The organism is Variovorax sp. 05N34 (assembly GCF_056397405.1).
Window position 1 is genome coordinate 67,954 of the sequence record NZ_JBFTNI010000014.1, and the last position, 23,100, is coordinate 91,053.

The following is a 23,100-nucleotide window of genomic DNA, read 5'->3' on the forward strand; positions in this document are numbered from 1 at the left end:
GCGGCGCGGCGTGAGCCTCTATGACCACGGTCGTGGCCGTCCGCAAGGGCGGTCAGGTCGTGATGGCTGCCGATGCGCTCGTGACCTTCGGCGATACGCGCCTGTCGTACCGCGCCGAAGAGAACCGCAAGCTGTTCATGGTCAACGATGCCGGCGGCCAGAGTATCTTTGCGCTGGCCGGCGCCGCAGCGCATTTCCTGGTGCTGCAGCACGCATTGGCGGCGCAGCCGGTGGAGGCGCTTCGGTTTGGCAGCAAGGACGAGATCTTTCGCACCTTCACGCTTTTGCATCCGGTGCTGAAGGACGCGTTCTTCCTGCAGACGAAGGAAGACGAGCATGAGCCCTACGAATCGAGCCAGTTCACCATGCTGCTGGCCAATGCAAGCGGCATCTACGGCATCTACAGCTACCGCGAAGTCTTCGAGTTCAAGCAGTTCTGGAGCATCGGCTCCGGCCGCAGCTTCGCATTGGGCGCGATGCACGCCGCCTATGACAAGGCGCGTTCCGCGCGCGATGTTGCCGAGGCCGGCGTGGCTGCGGCCTGTGAATTCGACCGCAACTCGGCCGGACCGGTCGACGTTCTCACACTCAAACTGAAGGTGTCCAAATGAGCGAAGTACAAGTCAAAGTGCCGGACATCGGCGATTTCGCGGAAGTCGCCGTGATCGAAGTCCTGGTGAAGCCGGGCGACACGATCAAGGCCGAGCAGTCGCTGATCACCGTCGAATCGGACAAGGCCTCGATGGAGATTCCTTCGTCGCACGCCGGCGTGGTCAAGGCGCTGGCCGTGAAGGTGGGAGACAAGGTCAGCGAAGGGTCGGTGGTGCTGACGATGGACGCTGCCGATGGCGCAGCTGCCGCTCCGGCGCCTGCGCCCGCGCCCGCGCCCGGGGCATCCGCCACACCAGCCGCAGCATCCGCACCCCAACAGCCCGCCCCCGGCCCCACCGCGCCGGCGAAGGCGCCTGCAGTGGCGTCGACCTACTCGGGCTCAGTGGACGTCGAATGCGACCTGCTCGTTCTCGGCGCCGGTCCCGGCGGCTACTCCGCCGCATTCCGCGCCGCGGACCTCGGGCTCAAAGTCGTGCTGGTGGAGCGCTACGCGACGCTGGGCGGCGTTTGCCTCAACGTGGGCTGCATTCCATCGAAGGCGCTGCTCCACGTCGCCGCGGTGATCGACGAGGTCAAGCATTTCGCCGACCTGGGCGTGAGCTACGGCGATCCCAAGATTGACCGGAGCAAGCTGCTCGGCCGCAAGAACAAGGTGGTCGGCAGGCTCACCGGCGGTCTCGCCGCGATGGCGAAGATGCGCAAGGTGACGACAGTGCGCGGCATCGGCGAATTCGTCGACCCGTACCACGTCAAGGTGCAGGAAACCACCGGCGACGGCAAGGACGCAACGGGCAAGTCGCAGACGGTCAAGTTCCGCCACTGCGTCATTGCCGCGGGTTCGCAGGCGGTGCATTTGCCCTTCATGCCGAAAGATCCGCGCGTCGTCGATTCGACCGGCGCGCTCGAACTCGGCGTCGAACCCAAGCGGATGCTCATTCTCGGCGGCGGCATCATCGGCCTCGAAATGGGCTCGGTGTATTCCACCTTGGGCGCCAGGCTCGACGTCGTCGAGATGCTCGATGGCTTGATGCAAGGTGCGGACCGCGACCTAGTCAAGGTCTGGCAAAAGCTGAATGCCCCGCGCTTCGACAACATCATGCTGAAGACCAAGACCGTGGGCGCCGAGGCAACGAAGGAGGGAATTCGGGTCACTTTCGAAGGCGAGCAGGCGCCCAAGGAACCGCAGCTCTATGACCTTGTGCTTCAGGCCGTGGGCCGAAGCCCCAACGGCAAGAAGATCGGCGCCGAAAAGGCGGGCGTCAATGTGAGCGATCGCGGCTTCATCCCGGTCGATGTGCAGATGCGTACCAACGTACCGCACATCTTCGCGGTCGGCGACATCGTCGGCCAGCCGATGCTGGAGCACAAGGCGGTGCATGAGGCGCATGTTGCCGCCGAGGTCATCGCGGGCGAGCAAAAGGGCGATCACGAGCTTTCCAGCGCTGCGTTCAACGCGCGCGTGATCCCGAGCGTGGCCTACACCGATCCGGAAGTGGCGTGGGTCGGGTTGACGGAGGACCAGGCGAAGGCGGAAGGCGTGAAGATCCAGAAGGGGTTGTTCCCGTGGACGGCGTCGGGCCGCGCCATCGCCAACGGGCGCGACGAGGGCTTCACGAAGCTGCTCTTTGAAGCGGAATCGCATCGCATCGTCGGCGGCGGCATCGTCGGAACCCACGCTGGCGACATGATCGGGGAGATTGCGCTGGCCATCGAAATGGGCGCGGATGCGATCGACATCGGCAAGACGATCCACCCGCACCCGACGCTGGGCGAAAGCATCGGGCTTGCGGCGGAGGCTGCGCACGGCAGTTGCACGGATTTGCCGCCGGTGAAACGCTAGCGCACGACGGCCATAAAAAAATCCCGCGAGCAGCGGGATTTTTTTTGGCGGTCGGGTGGCGACCGGCCGGTGGTGATCAGTCGCCGGAGGTCTTGGTGTCGTCCTGGGCTGCGAGAACGCGACGGGCGCCGCTGAAGCGGCGTTGCCAATAACTTCCGCTCATGTCTTCCACGCGAACCTGGGCGCCAGGCTTGGGGGAATGGATGAACTTGCCTTCGCCGACATAGATGCCGACGTGGCTGAAGGCGCGGCGCATGGTCTTGAAGAACACGAGATCGCCCGGCTTCAGTTCGCTACGGTCGATTTTCTGGGTGGCGGCAGCTTGCTCTTCGGCACGGCGGGGAAGCAGATGGCCCACGGTCTGGGTGTACATCGCGCGGACGAAGCCGCTGCAGTCAAAACCGGTTTCGGCCGTGTTGCCGCCTCGCCGGTAGGGAACGCCCAGGAATCCGATGGCCGTCACCACGAGGTCGGAAGTGCGATCGACAACGGTCTGGCGGACCTGATGGAATTGGCCGAGAAATGTCTTATCGACTGTTTTGTCGAAGAGCTGCGGATCCGAATTTTCGTCAACCCGTTCAAGTTGCGGCGCGGCATGAGCGGCGAAGGCAATCAAGAGGCTGGCGGTGAGGAGGATAAATCGCATGGCGCGTAGGATATGGACGACACACCGCAGTGTCAATTTCAGGCAGGTTCGGGGATTGTGCCTGTAACTCCTTGTCGTTTAACGATTTTCTTCTTCCTCTCACATCAGAAAATGTAAAGGTTTCGATTATTTTGAATAAGGGCTTTAACAAATGTAATGCGAAAGGTTTTCAAACGCAGGCTGAATGGCCAAACGTTTGCAGAGATCACGTCTTCGAAGGAGTGCCATGAATTCCCCATTGACAAGGATTTGCGCACGCGTCTGTTACGCGATTTTTCTTACATTCATTGCTGGCGGCCTGGCCGCCGCAGCGCCCCGGTCGGAGGTTATTGCTTCCGGTCTCGAGAACCCTTGGGGCGTCACGTTTCTGCCGGGCGGGCGCTTTCTTGTCACGGAGCGGCCGGGGCGGCTTCGCGTCGTCGGCGCGGACGGCAAGCTCGGCGTCCCGGTTGCAGGTCTTCCGCCGATCGCGACCGGCGGCCAGGGCGGGTTGCTCGACGTTCTGGCGGACTCGGGCTTCGACGGGAACCGCACGGTCTATTTCTGCTTTTCGGAGCCTGAGGGTGCCGGAAGCGCGAACAGCACCGCGCTCGCGCGCGCCGAACTGTCCGCGGATGGCAGCCGGCTGGACAACCTGAAGATCATTTTCAGCCAGCGGCCGAAGGTGGCAAGCCGCAACCACTTCGGCTGCCGCATCGTCGAGGCGAAGGACGGCAATCTCTTTCTCACGCTGGGGGAGCGCTTCAGCCGCAAGGAAGAGGCGCAAAAGCTCGACAACCACCTGGGCAAGATCGTCCGCATCGGCAAGGACGGCTCGGTGCCAAAGGACAACCCTTTTGTCGGCAAGCCGGGCGCCTTGCCTGAAATCTGGAGCTACGGGCATCGCAATGGCCAGGGCGCGACGCTAGCGCCGGACGGCACGCTATGGATGCACGAGCACGGCCCGCAAGGCGGCGACGAGATCAACATCCCGCTGCCGGGGCGCAACTATGGGTGGCCGGTCATCACCTACGGCGAGAACTACGGGGGCGGCAAGATTGGCGAGGGCATCACGCACAAGGAAGGCATGGAGCAGCCGCTCCATTACTGGGTTCCGTCGATTGCGCCGTCGGGCATGGCCTTTCTGACGAGCGATCGCTATGGTCCCGAATGGAAGGGCAATCTATTCGTGGGGTCGCTCAAGTTCGGCTACCTCGACCGGATCGAACTCAAGAACGGCAAGGTGGCCGCCGAGCACAAGCTGCTCGAAGAAGGCCGCGCGCGCATACGCGACGTGAAGCAGGGGCCCGACGGATGGCTCTACATCCTCACTGACGAGTCGAATGGCAAGCTGATGCGGCTGCTGCCGAACTGAATCGACGTGCGCGGAGCCGGACTCACGGAAGACAGACGGGTAAGTCGAGCTTCGGCAGGATGTCGTGCCAGAGGCGCCGCCATTCGGGCCAATCGTGCCCGCCCGGCGTCAGGAAGACATGGTCGTCGGGGAGCATGGCCGCCAACAACCGGTCGCTGAAGGCAAAGCGGTCGTCGACGCCGAAGCCCAGGTAGAGCTTCGGCAACTCTGTTGTGCCGGATAGCCCGGATGTCGCGGACGTCGCGGATGGCTCCATGTTCTTGCGACTGCCGCCGTAGCGCTGCAGCCAGCGCCAAAGCCGCTGCTCACCCTTGTCGCCCGGAAGCATCTCCGTCGGCGGCTGCCATCGCGAGAGGCCGCCTGCATTCGCGATGTCGATGCTGGTGGTGCGCTCACCCAGATACGGCGCGAGCGCGACGATGCCCGTGATGTCACCTGGATGCGCGGCCGCGTAAGCCAGGCCGCCGAAGCCTCCGACAGAAATGCCGACCACCCAGATGGACGTGTAGCCTTGCGCGCGGGCAGGCGAAAACACATCGTCTCGCAGGTGATCGAGGATGCTCATGTCGTAGCGGTAGTAGGCGACATTGGCGTCTACACGCATGATGTCGACCGCGAGCTTGCGCTCCTGGACTGCCGCGACAAAGCCTTCGCGCACGAACTCGTCGGGCGTGGAAAAAGCGCCCGGCAGCATCACCAGAAGTGTGCGGGCATCGGGCGTGCATGAACTCTTGTCGAGCACGGTCTTCACCGGCGCTTCGGGCGATTGCCAGAACAAACCGCATCCGGCGAGCGCCAGCGCGATGCAACTGGTGATGATCCAGCGCAAAAAGGCAAGGGGCCGGGGGCGCGTCATTCGGGTCGGGGAGCGGGCAGGTCCACCATCACCGGTTGCCCGGGTGTCGTGCACCCGGTGTCGCAGCATCGACCAGGCTGGCGATTGCGCGTAATGACGCGCTGCGGATCGTGCGGCGCCGCCGCGGCCAAGCCGTCCGCCGCAACGCCGCGCTCCAGGATGCGTTCGACCAGTTCCACTTTCGATCCGACCGGATAGTTGCGGTAGATCTCCTGCTTCATCGCCGCCGGGGAGCCGCCGCCGTGCAGGCTGATGGTGCTGTACCAGCCACCCTGGTAGCCGGCGGTCAGGTCTTCGATGAAACGGGCGGTTTCGATGCGCTGTTCGTATGGAATGTCAGGATTTGCACGCAGCACTTCTGACAGCCGCGCGGCGGTTTCGGGGTTGTGATCCTCGTCGGGGCCGGGCAGGGCGACGATCAGCCCGCCGCTCACATAGTGCGCAATGCGGTGCATGTCGTAGATCTTGGTTGCCAGCAGCAGCTTGCCGATGTTGCTGAAGACCGGGTCCGGCATGAAGACCTCGCAATGCGCGTCGGCCTTGCCATACACGCTCGCAGCAACGCCGCAGGCGAAGAAGCTTTCGGTGATGGTGATGAGTTCCACCATCTGCTCGCGCAAGTGCGTCTCGCGGCCGGGATCGAAGCCATTCGCCTCGCACATCAGCGCGCCCGCGCCGATCAGCAGATCGCCGAAGCCTGCGCGCGCGCCGATGCAACTGTGGCGATGGTGCGTGGCATAGCTGTAGGTGAGATGGCTGCTGTGCTCCCACTCGCCGGCGTAGAAGACGCTGTCCCATGGGACGAACACGCGGTCGAACATGCAGACGCCGGTGCTTTGCCCAAACTTGCGGCTGAAGAGGGCATCGCCGTGCTCGAGCTTCTCGCCAGGCCTGCCTGCGGGCCGCGCGACGATGGTCAGGCCGGGCGCGTCGAGCGGCACGGCGCAGCAGACCGCGAAGTCAGCGTCTTCCTTGCCCATGTTGCGGCACGGCATGACGAGCAACTCATGCACATAAGGCGCGCCAGTGACGATCGCCTTCGTGCCGGAGATGACGATGCCGCGCACGCCGTCGCGAACCGCGTTGCGCTCCACCACGTGCACGTAGCTGTCGGCATTGGCCTGTTCGTGGGGGCGCTTGCTGCGGTCGCCTTTGGCGTCGGTCATCGCCACGCCGAGCGTCAGGTCCTGATCCTGGATGCGATGGAGATATTCGGTGAATCGCGCCATGTGCTCGGTCGTGCCGCGCGCGTCGTCGATGCGAGCCGATACCTGCGCAATGGCGTTGAGCGCATCGTGCGTCAGGTAGCGCTGCGCGCATCCGGTTTCCTGGCACACGAGCCTGACGGCCTCCAGCTTGTTGAGCAGGTCGCCCGAACTGGTGTCGATGTGCGAGAGCCGGTTGACCCGCTTGCCGCTGGTGTGCTGCACCGCGGTCATGAGCGGCGCGTATTGTTCCTTGAGCGCGTAGTCGTAAGTCAGTGCAATCGCATTGATGCCTGGCTGGAAAGCCTGCTCATCCGCCACGCTCTCGACCCGGCGACCATCGACGAAGACAGTGGGGCGGTAGCGGCGGAGAGATTCGCGATAGTCCTGGCCGGACATCAGCGCGACGGCCGAAAGCGGAGCGTTCATCGTCTCATCCTTGTCTGGGTGCTTGCGCGCCGGTGTTTTTAGCATCAACCCGATCTTTTCGGTGGTACGTTCTAGCCCCGCTATTTTTTTAAAGACGCTTTCCATGTTGCTCGACGCATCGCAATCCCAACTGGTCCTGGTCGACTACCAGGCGCGCCTGATGCGCGCGATCCTCGAAGCGGACGCCGTCGCGAAGAATGCAGTCCGCCTCGGCAAGCTCGCCCAACTGGTGGACGTGCCCGTCTGGGGCACCGAACAGAACCCTTCCAAACTCGGCGAAAACCTGCCGGACATCCGCGCCCTGTGCCAGCGCACGCTCGCCAAGATGCATTTCAGCGGCGCCGAAGAAGGGCTCGTCGAGTGGCTGCGGGCGCCCGCCAAGGCGCCGCAAGGCAACGCGCGAAGCCTTCCCAAGCACCTGCAGAAGCAGGCTGTCCCCGAAGAACGCAACACGATCGTGATCGCCGGCTGCGAAGCGCATGTGTGCCTGCTCCAGACGGCGCTCGATCTGCTGGAAGACGAATTCGACGTCTGGGTCGTGACCGACGCTTGCAGTTCGCGCACCGAGCGCAATCGCGACGCCGCCTTCGACCGCCTCGCCGGTGCGGGCGCCGAACTCGTCACGACGGAGATGGTCGGCTTCGAATGGCTGCGCACTGCGGAACATCCGCGCTTCAAGGACCTCCAGGCGCTGATCCGCTAGGGGAACCCTGAGGCACCGCTATCTCTGCAGCCGCCGATAGGCGCTGAAATGGCGGATCGCATCACGCCGATGGCCGAGATGGTCGTGCAGACGCGCGGCGTTGAAGTGCGCGTCGGCGATGCTGGGGTCCAGCCGCAGGCATTGCTCGTAGGCATCGACCGCTTCCGCGAGGCGCCCCATGTCTTCCAGCGCGACCGCCCGATTGAAGTGCAGCAGCGGCACGTCGTGAATGCGTCGCAAGGCTTCGTCGTAGAGCGCGGCGGCTTCGGCCGCCCGGCCGGATTCGCAAAGGATCGCGCCGAGATTCAGATAAGCGTCCGCATGGTCGGGCTCGAGGGCCAAAGCCTGGCGATACGCAGCCTCCGCCGCCTTCAAGTCCGTCAGTTCGAGTTCTTCACCGGCTGAGAACAAAGCCTCTGCCGACACCGCATCCGCGGACGGTCCCTCGCTTCGCCGCCGGTCGACAAAGGCCACCGCACCTCGGGTTGCGGCGATGTCGAAGTCCATGAGCAACTGGCCGGTCTCCGCTTCCCACTGGCTTTCGCGGTCGCGCACGGCGATCGAACTTCCCACGGCCGTGATCCGCAAGCCTGACAACGGCAGTTCTTCAGGCAGCGTCGCCTTCAGCCGCTGCAGCGCCCGCAGGATCTTGCGCGTCGGAATGTCCGCCGCCTGCAGGTCGTGCGCGGTCCTGAGCAACACGACGTCGCGGAAGGAAAAACGATAGGCGTTGCGCGGCCCGCGAGCCGGGCGCACGAACCCGTTGGCGATCAGCCCCGCGATGGCGCTCCGGGAGAGGCCCAGCATCTCCTGGATGCTGCGCAAGGTGTGTGGAGTCTCCGGATGATCGAGGGTCACTTCCTGGCGCGGGCTTTGGCAGGGACGGCGTCGGCAGCGGCAGCAGTCTTGGACGCCCGCTTGACGCCCTTGCGCTCGTTGGTGGCAAGCGGCGTGACGACTTCGGCGGCAGCGGGCGCGCGTGCCTGGCGCTTCGCCGGGGCTGCCCCTGCACCGGCCCCAGAGCCCGATTTGGCGAGGCTGGCGCGCAGCATCTCCGTCAGGTCGATGATCTGACCGCCCGAAGCCGCCTCTTCGTGGTGCTCGGCAGTCACCACCTGCCTGCCTTCGATCTTGGCGTCGATGGCCGACAGGATCCGCTGCTTTTCCTCGTCGACAAACTGCGTCGGGTCGTAGCTGTCCTGCGAGATCTGGTCGATGRGCTGGAGCGCCAGTTGCACCTCCGCGTCAGAGGGCTTGATCTCCTCGATCTGCAGGTCCTTCATTGACCGCACTTCGTCGGCGTAAAGAAGCTGCTGCAGCACCAGCCCGTCTTCGGCCGCGCGAATCTGCACGACGTACTGCTTGCCTTTCCAGGCCCATTTCGCCAGGGCGCACCGGCCGCTCTTGCGCATCGCTGCGCGCAGCAGTGTGTAGGGCTTGCCGCCGCGCTTGTCGGGTGCGATGAAATAGGCCTTGTCGTAGTAGATGGGGTCGACGGCCTTCTCGGGAATGAAGGCGACGATGTCGATGGTGTGGGTCGCGCTCTCTTCGACTGCCTTGAGCTCGTCGGGTGAGAAGAGCACGTAGCGGTCCTTCTCGAATTCGTAACCCTTGACCATCTCGGAGCGCGGCACCACGACCGAAGGGTCCTTCTCGGACACGTATTGCTGCTTGACCCGCGAACCGTCCTTGGTCAGGAGGTTGAATCTCACCGCACTGGAACTCTCCGTGGCGGAATACAGCTTCACCGGAATCGACACCAGACCGAAGCTGAGCGATAGCGACGCGAGGGAACGAGCAGCCATGCGAAATCTCCAGAGGAAGTTCGACGCACCTCCCGATGTGAGGATGCCACTTTCCGCGTTTCTCGAAAACCCCGGGGGAATCAGGATCAGGCCGCAGGCGGGGCGTGCAGCGCCTCCTTGGGCACCACGACAGGCGCGGCCGGCTGCAACACGAAGTGCGGCGACATGATCTGCACGCCGTATTCATTGAAGACGTCCTGGATGTGTCCGTTCAGCTCGTTGACCACATCGTATTTGGGGGCGCCGTCCTGCATGAAGACGTTGAGCTCGTACTCGACATAGAAATCCTGCAACTGCAACTGGCGGACGACCGGCGGCRGCTCCGACAAAAGCTCGGCCGTCCTGCCAGCCGCAAGCGCGAGCATCGCGTGCACTTGGCGCCAGGGAGAGTCATAGCCGATGGTCACCGATGTCGTGACCGAAATACCGCGCGCCTTGGAGGTGTCGCTCTGGTTCAGGATGCTCGCCGCGACCACGACCGTGTTGGGCAGGGTGACGACCTGATCCACGTGGTTGCGCAGCTTGGTCGACAGCACACCCATCTCGATCACGTAGCCTTCCGATTCGCCGATCTTCACGAAGTCGCCGACTCGCAACGCTCGCGCATAGATGAGCACGAAGCCCGCCATGACCTGAGAGACAGTGCCCGACGACCCCAGCGTGACCAGCACGCCGAAGAATACGCTGAGGCCCTTGAAGGCATCTGAATGCGACCCTGGGATGAACGGATAGGCCATCACGAGCGCGAAGACCCACACGAGCGCGGCCGTCAGTCGCCGCGTTGCGCCAATGGTGTCAGGCTGCAGTGCCGCGACCGAGACGCCGCTGCTGCGTGCGGCCTCGAAAATCGCATGCAGGCCGCGAATGGCCAGGTGGGCCAGCACGAAGATGGCGGCGACGGTCGCGAGGTCCGGCAACGAATGAATGATGCCGGTCACGAGCTTGGTCGCCAATCCGATCACCGAGCTGCCCAGCGTCTCTCCCCACGGCTGCGTGTAGGGGAAGCGCGTCAGCACGTAGGCCAGCCACAGATAGACGGCGACCAGGATGATGGCGATCTTGATCCAGTGAACCGCACCGATCAGCCCCAGCGCGACCATGCGGCGCCAGTCGAGCAGCTTGCGATTCTCGAAGCGCGCTCGGAGCGGCCCGGTGCGGTCGCTGACCCGCAGGGCGGTGCGTTGCAGCACGAAGACGAACGCCGCGAGGATCAGCGTTGCCAGCGCCGTCCAGCCGGCCGATGCCGCGAACTGGCGGCCGTTCATCTGGTCTGCGCGGACCTCCAGTGCATCATGCAGGCGTCGAGCGGCGCTCGCTGCGACCTGGTCCAGCGGCGGATCCCCTGGCTCCCGATCGCTTTCGAACACGGTGAAGACGGTGCCGCCGTCCACCATGATCGCGTAGCCCTCCATTCCTTCGTGCGTGAAGCCGTTGGCCTGGGGCATCGATCGCAGCCGCGAGAAGGGCAACTGGCCGATGCGCTCCGCCGCGCGCGCCGACCGCTGCTGTGCCGTGAGCCCGAACATCGGCGAGCGGAAGACGAAAACCTCTCGGTTCGAAACGGTCAGCGGCGCTCCCGCCGGAGGCGCCTCTTGGGCCCCGACGGCCCCGGCCCACACCGTGAGGATCAGCGCCAGCAGCGTCGCCGCGCACGCAATCCAGCGCGCGTCCCATGCCCGGCGGCACGCGATCGTCGACGCAACATTGCGGTGGTTTTGGTGCGCTGCGCCGGATTTTGCGAACAGTAAGCCGCCGAAAAGGATGAGCTGGGAACGCGTCATGCGGCACTGTCCGGTGCCGCATCCGGGTTGTCAACTGCCCGAAGGTGCAAGGTCCGCGGCGTAAACAGCTGAGACTGCGTCCTACATTCCCATCGAGCGCCCGGTCCGATACTGGGGCCCCGCACCCGGGAAGACTGATGTGAATGTTCTGATCGTCGACGACAACGAAGCCGCAGCCGACCTGCTCAAGGAGATCCTCGCGCTGCAGGACCACACGGCACGTTGCACCTATACCGGTCGACAGGCGCTCGACGCCGCCGCCAGCGAATCATTCGACGCCGCCTTGGTCGACCTCAAGCTGCCTGATTTTCCAGGCACCGAAGTCGCGAGGCAACTGCGCGCCGGGGCGCGCGGCGCGCCGCCGATGATCGTGGCGATCTCGGGTTTTGCGTCAGAGGAAGCGGGCGCTCCGGCGGGGCTCTTCGATCACCACTTGCAGAAGCCGATCGACTTCGACGCGCTGGATCGCATCCTCGCGCTCGCGCAACGCAGCTGAACTCACATCCTGCCGAGGTGCACGGCGACCTGGTCTGCTGAAACGCCGACGTCGGCAATGGCCTTGCGCAGTTCCTCTTCGGTGACGCCGAGGCGATCCATCCAATAGCTCACGTTGTGCGGTTCAGTCACATCGATTTCGGAATGGTCCAGGCTGTTGCGCAATTCGATGACGTCGGACATGGATGGGCTCCTTGCGATTTTGGATGGTTGATTGGGTGAATGAATGATTGATTGAGTTCGAATCTGGGCAGAGTGTCGGGCCCTGATTCCCGACGGACCCGAAGGACGACGCATGCTCCGCGTGCAGGACAACGACCGACGCCGTCCCCATCATCTTCTTCCGCCTCATGGATTTCATCGAAATGGCGACTGCTCGACCATTGCAGACGCATAGCGCACTTTTTCGTTCGGAGTCATCGCGTTCTCGATCTGTGCGAGTTCCATGCGTTCATCGTCGTGCGCAACCCACTCGAACAGGTGCGAAGGGGGCATCTCGTCGAGGGCGTCGCGGTCGCTCCAGAACTGCAGCCGAAAGCCCGCGCTTTCCTGCAGCAGTCGGAGGAAGAGGGCGCGCTCCAGCCGAAGCCGCTCGCGCTGCTCCCGGGTCATCCCCAGGAGGAGTGTCGTCAGCTGCTGATCGAGGCTTTCGAGACGGCACTCCAGCTCGAAGCGCGGCGGGCCGTTGAGCAAGGCATTCTGGGGCGACAACCCGGCGCAGGTGAGCAGAGCCCGCGCACAGGCAGCCGCTTGCAGCAATCGAAGCGCTTGTTGAACCAGTGTGCCCATGACGGGCATCTCAGTGCTGGCGGCGCTGCGTGGACGTAGGACGAAAGAGCAACGTACAGCGGGCACGCGCTGCCGTGCGCGTGTGCTGTGCATGTACTTTGCGCGTGGGCGCGCTTCAGCAGGTTTCGTGGGCGGACATTTCGAAGTCCGCGGTTTCGAGCACCACAGGCCGGCCGCCGCCCTGGTGGTGACGCTCGATCGCTATGGCGTTGATCAGATCCGCGTTGTCCAGATAGGCCCGAACGAGGCTTTCGCCGCCTTCACTCGCGCCGAAAAGATCGCGCAGCGGATCCTCGCTGATCGCGGCCACCACCCGGACGCCGTCGGGATAAATGGCAAACCGCACACAGGCGGTATCGAAACAATAAATCGCTTCTCGCATGAGTCCTGTCTCCGTCGTCGCACACTGATATTGAGGGCTGGGGCCACCCACTCAGATAGGTTCTGGAGAGCGGAAGTTGCAGCAGCCAGTGGCTGCTTCAAGGGTAGGCCGGGTCCTACGTCAGCAGTATCGGAGCTCAGAAGCCAGGAGCCTACGCGGCCAGCGTTGCCCTTCGCACGGCCGTCTCCCATCCGGCCATTGCTTCATCCGCCTTGGCTCGGCTCATCGTTGGGATAAAGCGCCGCTCCACACGCCAGAGTTTCGACAGTTCGCCCACATTGCCGTACACCCCGGTAGACAGCCCCGCCAGGTAGGCCGCGCCCAGCGCCGTGGTCTCCGTCACTTCTGGCCGCACCACCGGGATGCCCAGCAGATCGGCCTGGAATTGCATGAGCAGGTCGTTCACCGAAGCACCGCCATCCACGCGCAGTTCGGCCACGGGAGTGCCTCCTGCCGCAAGGGCATCGCGGCTCATCGCCTGCAGCAGCGCAGCACTCTGGTAGGCAATGCTCTCGAGCGCAGCGCGCGCGATGTGTGCCACGGTGGTTCCGCGCGTCAGGCCGGTGATGATGCCGCGCGCCTCGGCGTCCCAATAAGGCGCGCCAAGCCCCGTAAAGGCGGGCACCATCATCACGCCGCCGGCGTCAGGCACGCTCTCGGCCAGCGCTTGCACATGCGCACTGCCCGGGATGGCCTTGAGCCCGTCGCGCAGCCACTGTACGACGGCACCGCCGACGAACACGCTGCCTTCCATTGCGTATTGCGGCTGCCCGCTGGTCTGCGCGGCGCTCGTCACGAGCAGCCCGTTGTGCGAAGGCTGGAAGGCGTTGCCGGTGTGCATGAGCAGGAAGCAGCCGGTGCCATAGGTGTTCTTTGCCGTGCCGGCTTCGAAGCAGGCCTGGCCGAATAGCGCGCTCTGCTGGTCGCCCGCCACGCCGCCGATCGGCAGGCTGCAATCGAACAGGCCGGCGTCTGTGTCGGCGAAATGCGCGCTCGACGGCTTGACCTCGGGCATCAGCGATGCCGGAATGTCAAGCGCCCTCAGCAGATCGGCGTCCCACTGATTGGTGTGAACGTTGAAGAGCATCGTGCGCGACGCATTGCTGACGTCGGTGACATGCACCTTTCCGCTCGTCAATTGCCAGATGAGCCAACTGTCGATGGTGCCGAAGGCCAACTCGCCGCGCTCGGCCTGCGCGCGCACGCCGGGGACGTTGTCGAGCAGCCAGCGCAGCTTGGTGCCGGAGAAGTAGGCGTCGATCACGAGGCCGGTCTTGTCCCGGATGGCGTCGGCCATGCCGTCCTGTCGCAGCCTGGCGCACATCGGCTCTGCGCGCCGGTCCTGCCAGACGATGGCGTGGTGCACCGGCTGGCCCGTCTTGCGGTTCCACACGAGCGTGGTTTCGCGCTGGTTGGTGATGCCGACCGCGTGAATGTCGCTGGCCTTGAGCTTCGCCTTGGCGAGCACGTCGCGTGCGGTGGCGAGTTGGCTGGTCCAGATCTCCAGCGGATCGTGTTCGACCCAGCCGGGTTGCGGATAGATCTGCGTGAGTTCGCGTTGAGCGATGGCGACGATGCGGCCGGCGCCATCGAAAACGATGCTGCGTGAGCTCGACGTGCCTTGGTCGAGGGCGAGCAGGTAGGTCATGAAAAAAGGCTCCTTCAGTGTTCGCGTGCGATCTCGCAGCGGACTTGCGCATGTTCGATCAGCTCGGGAAAGGGGGGTGGTGGTTCCGCGTCGGTGAACAGGCAATCGATCTGCGACAGCTTGGCGAGTTCGATCATCGCGGGCCGGTTGAATTTGCTTGCATCGGCCGCGAGCCAGACTTCGCGCGCCTGCGCGATGATGGTTTGCGCCACCTTGACTTCGCGCAAGTCGAAGTCGCGCAGCGTGCCGTCGGCCTCGATGCTCGACACGCCGATGAGTGCGATGTCCACCTTGAACTGGCGGATGAAGTCGACGGTCGCCTCGCCGACGATGGCGCGGTCGCGCAGCCGCACCGACCCGCCCGCCACGATCACTTCGCAATGGGGGTTGTCGCTGAGGATGGTCGCGACGTTGAGGTTGTTGGTGATCACCCGCAGGCCGGTGTGATGCAGCAGCGCCTTCGCGATGGCTTCTGTCGTCGTGCCGATATTGAGGATCAGCGAGCAGTCGTTCGGCACTCGCGCGGCGACGGCTCGCGCGATGCGCGCCTTGCCCTCGGCATTGAGCGTTTCGCGCTGCTGGTAGCCAATGTTCTCGGTGGTCGAACTCGGCACGCGCACGCCGCCGTGGAAGCGCGTGAGCAGTTTTTCATCCGCTAGGCGCTGGACGTCCCGTCGGACCGTCTGCAGGGTGACGCCGAGCATCTCGGCGAGCTCTTCGACGGTGACCGAACCCCGCGCGCGGACAGTGTTGAGGAGCTTGAGTTGGCGGGGATTTGAGTTCACGGATGGCGGCAGACGCGATTTCGCTCGACTTTAGAACGAAAATAAACGAACAAGATTAGGGTTAACGCCGAAGAAAATCGCGCTTTAAGGAACCAGAATGAAAAAAACCGAAAAACCAACGCCTCAGACAACCCCCACAGAAACGGAATCGACCCCCTTGAGCCCGGAAGCATCGCCCCCATCCGCTTTCACCGCAGACTGCGACGTCCTGATCGTCGGCGGCGGGATCAATGGTTGCGGCATTGCGCGCGATCTCGCGGGGCGCGGCTGGCGCGTCGTGCTCTGCGAAAAGGACGATCTCGCTGCGCACACCTCGTCGTCGTCCACCAAGCTGATCCACGGAGGGTTGCGCTACCTGGAGTACTACGAGTTCTCGCTGGTCCGCAAGGCGTTGCAAGAGCGTGAAGTGCTGCTCAAGAGTGCGCCGCACATCATGCGGCCGCTGCGCTTCGTCATGCCGCACGACCCGTCGATGCGGCCGGCCTGGATGATCCGCATCGGCCTGTTCATGTACGACCACCTGGCAAAGCGCGAGGTGTTGCCGGGTTCGCGCACGGTCGACCTTCGGCGGCACGAGGCCGGCGCGGCGCTCAAGCCCGAATTCAGGCGCGGCTTCGTGTATTCGGACGGCTGGGTCGACGATGCGCGCCTCGTGGTGCTGAACGCCCTGGACGCCCGCGCGCGAGGCGCGGAGGTGCTGACGCGCACCCGTTGCATCAGCGCTCAGCGCGACGGCGAGGGCTGGACCGCCGTGCTTGAAGGCCGCGAAGGACAGCGAACGGTGCACGCCCGCGCGGTGGTCAACGCCGCCGGTCCATGGGCGGAAGCTTTCTTGCGTGGCGTGGCCCGTTCGGCGCAAGGCGAAGCGCTGGCAACGCGGCATCTGAGGCTGGTCAAGGGCAGCCACATCGTCGTGCCGCGCGTGTTCGGCCACGACCACGCCTACATCTTCCAGAACCCGGACAAGCGAATCATCTTCGCGATTCCCTACCAGGACGATTTCACGCTGATCGGCACGACCGACATCGAATTGCAGGGCGACGACCCGGGGGCGGCGCGCATCAGCGACGACGAGGTCGACTACCTGTGCAGCCAGGCCAGCCGATATTTCGAGAAGGCCATCCTGCCGTCCGATGTGGTCTGGACGTACTCGGGCGTGCGTCCGCTGCTCGATGATGCTTCGGGCGACCCGTCGGCGGTCACGCGCGACTACATGCTCGAATCCAACACCACGGCGGCGCCCTTGCTGTCGGTTTGGGGCGGCAAGATCACCACCTTTCGCAAACTGGCAGAGGACGCAGCCGACGAAGTGGGGCGCATGCTGGGCGATACGCGCGCTCCGTGGACCGACGGGGCATTCATGGCGGGCGGCGATCTCTCGGCCTGGATCGGCGCCACGAGCCGCACTTCGCGGCCCGACGACGATTTCGAACGTTTCGTATCCGCGGTGCGAACCAGGCATGCGTGGATGGGGGCCGGCCTTGCGCGGCGGCTTGCACGCGCCTATGGTGCGCGCATCACGGAGGTGATCGGCGATGCGCAATCGATGAACGACATGGGCCCCGCCGTGGCACCCGGCCTGCACGAGCGCGAGTTGCATTACCTGCGCAACGAGGAGTGGGCATGCAGCGGCGAGGACGTGCTCTGGCGCCGCTCCAAGCTCGGCCTGCATTTCACGCCTACGGAGCGCGAGCAAGTCGACGCTTGGATGCAGGCGCGGGCACTCGCAGGAGGAGGGGGAGTTCCATGCAGCTGACGCTCGATCGCGTCGCCAAGAAGGTCGGCGCACAGACCTGGCTCTATCCGCAGAGCATCGCGCCGCGCAGTGGTGCGGTGACCGTGCTGCTCGGCGCCACGCAGGCCGGCAAGACGAGCCTCATGCGGCTGATGGCGGGGCTCGACGCGCCCACCGAAGGCAAGGTCCTGGTCGACGGCACGGATGTCACCGGCGTGCCGGTTCGCCAGCGGAACGTGGCCATGGTGTATCAGCAGTTCATCAACTACCCGTCGCTGAAGGTGGCTGACAACATCGGATCGCCACTCAAGCTGCGCGGCGAGCCGAACATCGAAGCGCGCGTGCGGGAATTGGCGGACAAGCTGCACATCGGCATGTTCCTCGACCGCTATCCCGCAGAGCTTTCCGGCGGCCAGCAACAGCGCGTGGCCCTGGCTCGCGCTCTGGCCAAGAACGCGCCGCTGATGCTGCTCGATGAGCCGCTGGTGAACCTCGACTACAAATTGCGCGAAGGCTTGCGCGAGGAACTCACGCAGCTCTTTGCGACGGGCGATTCGACAGTGATCTATGCCACCACCGAGCCGGGCGAGGCACTGCTGCTGGGTGGCTACACGGCGGTGATGGATGCGGGCGAGCTGCTTCAGTACGGGCCGACCGCCGAGGTCTTCCACGCGCCGCAGTCGCTGCGTGTCGCGCGTGCGTTCAGCGATCCGCCGATGAACCTGATGACGGGCCTTGCAGTCACCGGCGGCGTGCAGATCGAAGGCGGTCCCTTGCTGCCGCTGTCAATGCCGGCGGGGGTGGATGGGGCGGTCACCGTCGGCCTGCGGGCCAGCGCGCTCAACATCGGTGGCGGCAATGGCGACATCCCTTTGCAAGGCAAGGTGGAGCTGGCCGAGATCTCCGGATCGGACACCTTCGTCCACGTCGAGACGCTGGTGGGCGAACTCGTCGCTCAATTGACCGGCGTGCATCGGTTCGATCTCGGCGCGGCCGTGACCCTGTACTTCAGCGCGTCTCAGGCCTATGTGTTCGATAGCGGCGAGCGGCTCGCCGTTGCGCCCGACTGGCGCCACAAGGGAGGCTGACATGGCTCGCATCGACCTCGATCTCGCCCACGCTTATCGTCCCCACCCGACGCAGGACAGCGACTATGCGCTCCTGCCGCTCAAGATGAGCTTTCGTGACGGCGGCGCCTATGCGTTGCTCGGCCCCTCGGGCTGCGGCAAGACGACGATGCTCAACATCATCTCGGGCCTGCTCGCGCCGTCGAAGGGCAGTGTCAAATTCAACGGCCGCGACGTGACGCTGGAGACGCCCCAGCAACGCAACATCGCGCAGGTGTTCCAGTTCCCGGTGATCTACGACACGATGACCGTGGCGCAGAACCTGGCCTTTCCGCTGCGCAACCGGAACATGCCCGCAGAGCAGATCCGCAAGCGCGTCGGCGAGATCGCGGAAATGCTGGACATGAGCGGGCAGCTCAACCAGCGCGCGGCTGGCCTTGCCGCGGACGCCAAGCAGAAGATCTCTCTCGGGCGCGGACTCGTTCGCAGCGACGTGTCGGCTGTGCTCTTCGACGAGCCACTGACGGTGATCGATCCGCACCTCAAGTGGCAACTGCGTCGCAAGCTCAAGCAGATTCATCGCGAACTCAAGCTCACGTTGATCTACGTCACGCACGACCAGGTCGAGGCGCTCACTTTCGCCGAGGAAGTCGTGGTCATGACGCGCGGCAAGGCCGTGCAGATCGGCAGTGCGGAAGCGCTTTTCGAGCGGCCGGCCCATACCTTCGTCGGTCATTTCATCGGCTCGCCGGGGATGAACTTTCTGCCGGCACTGAGCGCGGGCGGCGTTCTCGACATTGCGGGCGCGAGGCTGCAGGCGACACGCGAACTTCCTGAGGGCGCACTGAAGATCGGCATTCGACCGGAGTACGTCGCGCTGGCCGAACCCCACTCGCCAGGGGCACTGATGGCCACGGTCGCACGCGTGCAGGACGTCGGAACGCACCTGATGTTGAGCGCGGCCGTCGGCGACCACACGCTCAAAGCCCGCTTCGGGCTGGAGACGCGGGTCCCATCGGCCGGCGAGCCGATCTGGCTGGCCGTGGTGGGCCGCCATACCTGTTTCTATCGCGACGAAGAGTTGGTGGCCTGAAGCGAGCTGAACCGGAGGCTTCGACATGAACGGAATCAATAAACCGATCAACCAGAAGGCCTGGTGGCTCGTGCTGCCGGTGCTGGTCTGCGTGGCCTTCTCGGCCATCATCCCGCTGATGACCGTGGTGAACTACTCGGTGCAGGACATCATTTCGCCCGACCGCCGAGTCTTCGTGGGCACCGAATGGTTCGCCTCCGTCATGCGCGACAGCGAACTGCATGAAGCGCTGTTGCGCCAGCTCGGCTTTTCGCTGGCGGTGCTCCTGATCGAGATCCCGCTCGGCATCTGCCTTGCGCTGTCGATGCCGTCCACCGGCTGGCGTTCGTCGGCAGTGCTGGTCATCGTTGCGCTGTCGCTGCTGATTCCATGGAACGTGGTCGGCACCATATGGCAGATCTTCGGCCGGGCGGACATCGGCTTGTTCGGCTATGCGCTGCGGAAGCTGGGCATCGACTACAACTACACGGGTAATGCGACGCACGCCTGGCTGACCGTGCTGCTGATGGACGTCTGGCACTGGACGCCTCTCGTGGCGCTCCTGTGCTACGCCGGCTTGCGTTCGATACCCGATGCCTACTACCAGGCGGCGCGCATCGACGGGGCGAGCAAGTTCGCGGTGTTTCGCTATATCCAGCTGCCGAAGATGCGCGGTGTGCTGGTGATCGCGGTGCTGCTGCGCTTCATGGACAGCTTCATGATCTACACGGAGCCCTTCGTGCTGACGGGCGGCGGGCCCGGCAATGCGACCACCTTCCTCAGCCAATACCTCACGCAGAAGGCTGTCGGTCAATTCGATCTCGGGCCAGCGGCGGCTTTCTCGCTGATTTATTTCCTCATCATCCTGCTGCTGTGCTTCGTCCTTTACAACTGGATGCTGCGTGTCGGCACGCACGACACCGCCGAGGAGGCGCCATGAGCGAAGACCGCCTGCGCAAGCGCAGCCTCTTTCTGGTGCTGTACATCGTCTTCGCGCTGTTGCCCATCTACTGGATGATCAACATGAGCTTCAAGACGAACGAGGAGATCCTCTCGAGCTTCTCGTTCTTTCCCCAGCACCTGACGTGGGAGAACTACAAGCGCATCTTCACGGACGAGTCGTGGTATTCGGGCTATATCAACAGCCTCATCTACGTGGGCATCAACACCGTGATCTCGCTCACGGTGGCGCTGCCGGCTGCCTATGCGTTTTCGCGCTATTCGTTCCTTGGAGACAAGCACGTCTTCTTCTGGCTTCTGACCAACCGCATGACCCCGCCGGCGGTCTTCCTGCTGCCGTTCTTTCAGCTCTACACGACCGTCGGCCTCATGGACACGCACCTGGGCGTGGCGCTGGCGCACTTGCTGTTCAACGTGCCGCTTGCGGTGTGGATTCTCGAAGGCTTCATGAGCGGCATTCCGCGGGAGATCGACGAGACGGCCTACATCGACGGCTATTCGTTCCCGCGCTTCTTTCTCACGATCTTCCTGCCGTTGATCAAGGCGGGCGTCGGCGTCGCGGCCTTTTTCTGCTTCATGTTCAGCTGGGTGGAGCTCCTGCTGGCGCGCACGCTGACCAGCGTGAATGCCAAGCCGATCGTCGCGACCATGACGCGCRCCGTGAGTGCCGCCGGGATGGACTGGGCGACGCTGGCCGCGGCGGGTGTCCTGACCATCGTGCCCGGCGCCATCGTGATCTGGTTCGTTCGGCACTACATCGCCAAGGGTTTCGCGATGGGTCGCGTCTGACAAGGAGAGTGTGATGTTCGATTGGATGGTCTGGACCACACCGGTGGCAATTTTCTTCAGCTGCATTGCGCTGATGCTTGTCGGCATGACTGTGTGGGAACTCAAGTCGCCGACCACCTTGCGCCGTGGCTGGCTGCCGCTGGAGACAACGCGAGGCGACCGGCTCTTCATCGGGTTGCTCACTGCTGCCTATATCAATCTCATCTTCATCGGCCTCGCAGGCAAGTTCCAGGAATGGATGAGCCTTGAGGAAGAGCCGTCGATCTGGATCAGCTTCGTGCTGTCCATGCTCGTGGTCGGACTGATCATGCGCAAGGGCTGACCGCGTCGACCTTTCCCTTTTTCAACTGGACCGGCTCTCCGCTTTCCCGGAGCCGACTCCTCCAGAACCGGGAAGCGCCATCGAGGAGACACTCATGAAGATTCGCTACACAGCATTGGCTCTGGCCGCGGCGACATTCGCCATGCAGAGCGCCGGGGCGGGAGAGGCGGAGGCCAAGAAATGGATCGACAGCGAATTCCAGCCGTCGACCCTGAGCAAAGACCAGCAGATGGCCGAAATGAAATGGTTCATCGACGCGGCCAAGAAGCTGCAGGACAAGGGTGTGAAGGAAATCGCCGTAGTGTCCGAGACGCTGACGACGCACGAGTACGAGTCAAAGACAATGGCCAGGGCCTTCGAGGAAATCACTGGCATCAAGGTGAAGCACGACATCATCCAGGAAGGCGACGTGGTCGAGAAACTGCAGACCTCGATGCAGTCCGGCAAGTCGATCTACGACGGCTGGATCAACGACTCGGACCACATCGGAACCCACTACCGCTATGGCACAGCGCTGTCGCTTACCGATCAGATGGCGGGGCCGTGGAAGGAATACACCAATCCGGGGCTCGACCTGAAGGACTTCATCGGCACGAGCTTCACCACGGCGCCGGACGGCAAGCTCTACCAATTGCCCGACCAGCAGTTCGCCAATCTGTATTGGTTCCGCGCCGACTTGTTCGCGCGAAAGGACCTGCAGGACAAGTTCAAGGCCAAGTACGGATATGAACTCGGCGTACCGCTGAACTGGAGCGCCTACGAAGACATCGCCGCCTTCTTCAGCGAAGACGTCAAGACCATCGATGGCAAGCCGATCTACGGCCACATGGATTACGGCAAGAAGGATCCCTCGCTTGGCTGGCGATTCACCGATGCGTGGTTGTCGATGGCGGGCGAGGCCGATGTCGGTATTCCCAACGGCCTTCCGGTCGACGAATGGGGCATCCGCGTGGCGGCGGACAAGTGCACGCCGGTTGGCGCATCGGTCGAGCGCGGCGGCGGCGCCAATTCGCCTGCCGCTGTCTATGCATTGACCAAGTACATCGACTGGATGAAGAAGTACGCGCCCAAGGAAGCCACCGGGATGACCTTCGGCGAGTCCGGCCCGGTGCCCGCGCAAGGCCAGATCGCGCAGCAGATCTTCTGGTACACCGCGTTCACGGCCGACATGATCAAGCAAGGGCTGCCTGTGGTGAACGCCGATGGCACGCCGAAGTGGCGGATGGCGCCTGGACCCAACGGCCCGTACTGGAAGCAGGGTATGCAGAACGGCTACCAGGACGTGGGTTCGTGGACCTTTCTCAAGTCCAACGATCCGAACCGGGCCGCGGCGGCCTGGCTCTATGCGCAGTTCGTGACCGCGAAAACGACGTCGCTCAAGAAGTCGATCGTCGGGTTGACCTTCATCCGGGACAGCGACATCCGCTCCGATTACTTCACGCAGAACGCACCGAAGTATGGCGGCCTGATCGAGTTCTATCGCAGTCCTGCGCGTGTCGCGTGGACACCGACCGGCAACAACGTGCCCGACTATCCGAAGCTCGCGCAGCTCTGGTGGAAGAACGTGGCGGTCGCCGTCACCGGCGAAAAGACGCCGCAGCAGGCCATGGACAACCTCGCGAGCGAGATGGACGACGTCATGGCGCGCCTGCAGCGCGCAGGCATGGCGCACTGCGCGCCCAAGCTCAACCCCAAGTCGTCGCCAGACAAGTGGCTGAGCGACAAGGGCGCGCCGTGGAAGAAGCTCGCCAACGAAAAGCCGCAGGGCGAGACCATCAACTACGACAAGCTCGTGGGTGCGTGGAGGGATGGGCGGGTCCGCTGA

23 protein-coding genes are annotated in these 23,100 nt (G+C 64.0%); 12 read left to right on the forward strand and 11 right to left on the reverse strand.

Annotated features, from left to right (window positions below):
* Positions 1-20: 20 nt before the first annotated feature.
* Together AC1DMA_RS27880 and lpdA are read left to right on the forward strand one after the other, a co-directional pair.
* Positions 21-611, forward strand: coding sequence for an MFS transporter (locus tag AC1DMA_RS27880; protein WP_478128264.1), 591 nt, complete (start codon positions 21-23; stop codon positions 609-611).
* On the forward strand, positions 608-2,452 hold the full coding sequence (gene lpdA, locus AC1DMA_RS27885; protein ID WP_478146153.1) for a dihydrolipoyl dehydrogenase: 1,845 nt from the start codon (positions 608-610) through the stop codon (positions 2,450-2,452). Before AC1DMA_RS27880 ends, lpdA begins: the two co-directional genes overlap by 4 nt.
* Before the next feature lie 76 nt (positions 2,453-2,528).
* On the opposite strand, the gene AC1DMA_RS27890 is transcribed toward lpdA, so the two are convergent.
* On the reverse strand, positions 2,529-3,098 hold the full coding sequence (locus tag AC1DMA_RS27890) for a C40 family peptidase (RefSeq protein ID WP_478128325.1): 570 nt from the start codon (positions 3,096-3,098) through the stop codon (positions 2,529-2,531).
* A gap of 226 nt (positions 3,099-3,324) precedes the next feature.
* On the opposite strand from AC1DMA_RS27890, the gene AC1DMA_RS27895 reads away from it, so the two are divergent.
* Entirely contained in the window at positions 3,325-4,452 is a 1,128-nt protein-coding gene (locus AC1DMA_RS27895; protein WP_478128262.1) for a PQQ-dependent sugar dehydrogenase, read from the forward strand.
* A gap of 22 nt (positions 4,453-4,474) precedes the next feature.
* Here AC1DMA_RS27895 and AC1DMA_RS27900 read toward each other — a convergent pair whose 3' ends face one another.
* Together AC1DMA_RS27900 and AC1DMA_RS27905 are read right to left on the reverse strand one after the other, a co-directional pair.
* On the reverse strand, positions 4,475-5,308 hold the full coding sequence (locus AC1DMA_RS27900) for an alpha/beta hydrolase (RefSeq protein WP_478128261.1): 834 nt from the start codon (positions 5,306-5,308) through the stop codon (positions 4,475-4,477).
* Positions 5,305-6,942, reverse strand: a complete 1,638-nt coding sequence (locus AC1DMA_RS27905; protein ID WP_478146154.1) for a 4-hydroxyphenylacetate 3-hydroxylase family protein — start codon at positions 6,940-6,942, stop codon at positions 5,305-5,307. Before AC1DMA_RS27905 ends, AC1DMA_RS27900 begins: the two co-directional genes overlap by 4 nt.
* Before the next feature lie 103 nt (positions 6,943-7,045).
* On the opposite strand from AC1DMA_RS27905, the gene AC1DMA_RS27910 reads away from it, so the two are divergent.
* Entirely contained in the window at positions 7,046-7,645 is a 600-nt protein-coding gene (locus tag AC1DMA_RS27910; protein ID WP_478128259.1) for an isochorismatase family protein, read from the forward strand.
* 18 nt (positions 7,646-7,663) lie between these two features.
* Here the strand turns inward: AC1DMA_RS27910 and AC1DMA_RS27915 are convergent, their stop codons facing one another.
* From AC1DMA_RS27915 to AC1DMA_RS27925, 3 genes are all read right to left on the reverse strand, one after another.
* A complete protein-coding gene (locus AC1DMA_RS27915) occupies positions 7,664-8,503 on the reverse strand; it encodes a tetratricopeptide repeat protein (RefSeq protein WP_478128258.1) in 840 nt (279 codons plus the stop codon).
* Positions 8,500-9,450, reverse strand: coding sequence for a non-homologous end joining protein Ku (ku, locus tag AC1DMA_RS27920; protein ID WP_478146155.1), 951 nt, complete (start codon positions 9,448-9,450; stop codon positions 8,500-8,502). The genes AC1DMA_RS27915 and ku overlap by 4 nt, the downstream gene beginning before the upstream one ends.
* Positions 9,451-9,536: 86 nt before the next feature.
* Complete coding sequence (locus AC1DMA_RS27925; RefSeq protein WP_478146156.1) at positions 9,537-11,231, reverse strand: mechanosensitive ion channel family protein; 1,695 nt, start codon at positions 11,229-11,231, stop codon at positions 9,537-9,539.
* 139 nt (positions 11,232-11,370) lie between these two features.
* Between AC1DMA_RS27925 and AC1DMA_RS27930 the strand changes: the two genes are divergently transcribed.
* Complete coding sequence (locus tag AC1DMA_RS27930; protein ID WP_478146157.1) at positions 11,371-11,727, forward strand: response regulator; 357 nt, start codon at positions 11,371-11,373, stop codon at positions 11,725-11,727.
* Positions 11,728-11,729: 2 nt separating this feature from the next.
* Here the strand turns inward: AC1DMA_RS27930 and AC1DMA_RS27935 are convergent, their stop codons facing one another.
* The 5 genes from AC1DMA_RS27935 to AC1DMA_RS27955 form a co-directional block, all read right to left on the reverse strand.
* Entirely contained in the window at positions 11,730-11,909 is a 180-nt protein-coding gene (locus AC1DMA_RS27935) for a DUF3606 domain-containing protein (protein ID WP_478146158.1), read from the reverse strand.
* Positions 11,910-12,083: 174 nt separating this feature from the next.
* Positions 12,084-12,515: a hypothetical protein gene (locus tag AC1DMA_RS27940; RefSeq protein ID WP_478146159.1), complete on the reverse strand. Its 432-nt coding sequence runs from the start codon at positions 12,513-12,515 to the stop codon at positions 12,084-12,086.
* A 115-nt stretch (positions 12,516-12,630) separates the two neighbouring features.
* Positions 12,631-12,897 (reverse strand): hypothetical protein, encoded by a 267-nt coding sequence (locus tag AC1DMA_RS27945; protein ID WP_478128252.1) that lies wholly within the window; start codon positions 12,895-12,897, stop codon positions 12,631-12,633.
* 151 nt (positions 12,898-13,048) lie between these two features.
* A complete protein-coding gene (gene glpK / locus AC1DMA_RS27950; protein WP_478146160.1) occupies positions 13,049-14,545 on the reverse strand; it encodes a glycerol kinase GlpK in 1,497 nt (498 codons plus the stop codon).
* Positions 14,546-14,559: 14 nt separating this feature from the next.
* Positions 14,560-15,330, reverse strand: a complete 771-nt coding sequence (locus tag AC1DMA_RS27955; RefSeq protein ID WP_478146161.1) for a DeoR/GlpR family DNA-binding transcription regulator — start codon at positions 15,328-15,330, stop codon at positions 14,560-14,562.
* Between the two features lie 97 nt (positions 15,331-15,427).
* Here AC1DMA_RS27955 and glpD point away from each other — a divergent pair, with 97 nt between their 5' ends.
* The 7 genes from glpD (at position 15,428) to AC1DMA_RS27990 (ending at position 23,100) form a co-directional block, all read left to right on the forward strand.
* A complete protein-coding gene (gene glpD, locus AC1DMA_RS27960) occupies positions 15,428-17,086 on the forward strand; it encodes a glycerol-3-phosphate dehydrogenase (RefSeq protein WP_478146162.1) in 1,659 nt (552 codons plus the stop codon).
* The gene (locus AC1DMA_RS27965) at positions 17,077-18,153 is read left to right on the forward strand and encodes an ABC transporter ATP-binding protein (RefSeq protein WP_478128248.1); all 1,077 of its coding nucleotides are present in this window, start codon (positions 17,077-17,079) and stop codon (positions 18,151-18,153) included. Before glpD ends, AC1DMA_RS27965 begins: the two co-directional genes overlap by 10 nt.
* Before the next feature lies 1 nt (position 18,154).
* On the forward strand, positions 18,155-19,225 hold the full coding sequence (locus AC1DMA_RS27970; protein ID WP_478146163.1) for an ABC transporter ATP-binding protein: 1,071 nt from the start codon (positions 18,155-18,157) through the stop codon (positions 19,223-19,225).
* 25 nt (positions 19,226-19,250) lie between these two features.
* The gene (locus AC1DMA_RS27975) at positions 19,251-20,144 is read left to right on the forward strand and encodes a carbohydrate ABC transporter permease (protein WP_478128246.1); all 894 of its coding nucleotides are present in this window, start codon (positions 19,251-19,253) and stop codon (positions 20,142-20,144) included.
* The gene (locus AC1DMA_RS27980; protein ID WP_478146164.1) at positions 20,141-20,953 is read left to right on the forward strand and encodes a carbohydrate ABC transporter permease; all 813 of its coding nucleotides are present in this window, start codon (positions 20,141-20,143) and stop codon (positions 20,951-20,953) included. Before AC1DMA_RS27975 ends, AC1DMA_RS27980 begins: the two co-directional genes overlap by 4 nt.
* Before the next feature lie 13 nt (positions 20,954-20,966).
* Entirely contained in the window at positions 20,967-21,275 is a 309-nt protein-coding gene (locus tag AC1DMA_RS27985) for a DUF2160 domain-containing protein (protein ID WP_478128244.1), read from the forward strand.
* Positions 21,276-21,369: 94 nt separating this feature from the next.
* Positions 21,370-23,100, forward strand: coding sequence for an ABC transporter substrate-binding protein (locus tag AC1DMA_RS27990; protein ID WP_478128243.1), 1,731 nt, complete (start codon positions 21,370-21,372; stop codon positions 23,098-23,100).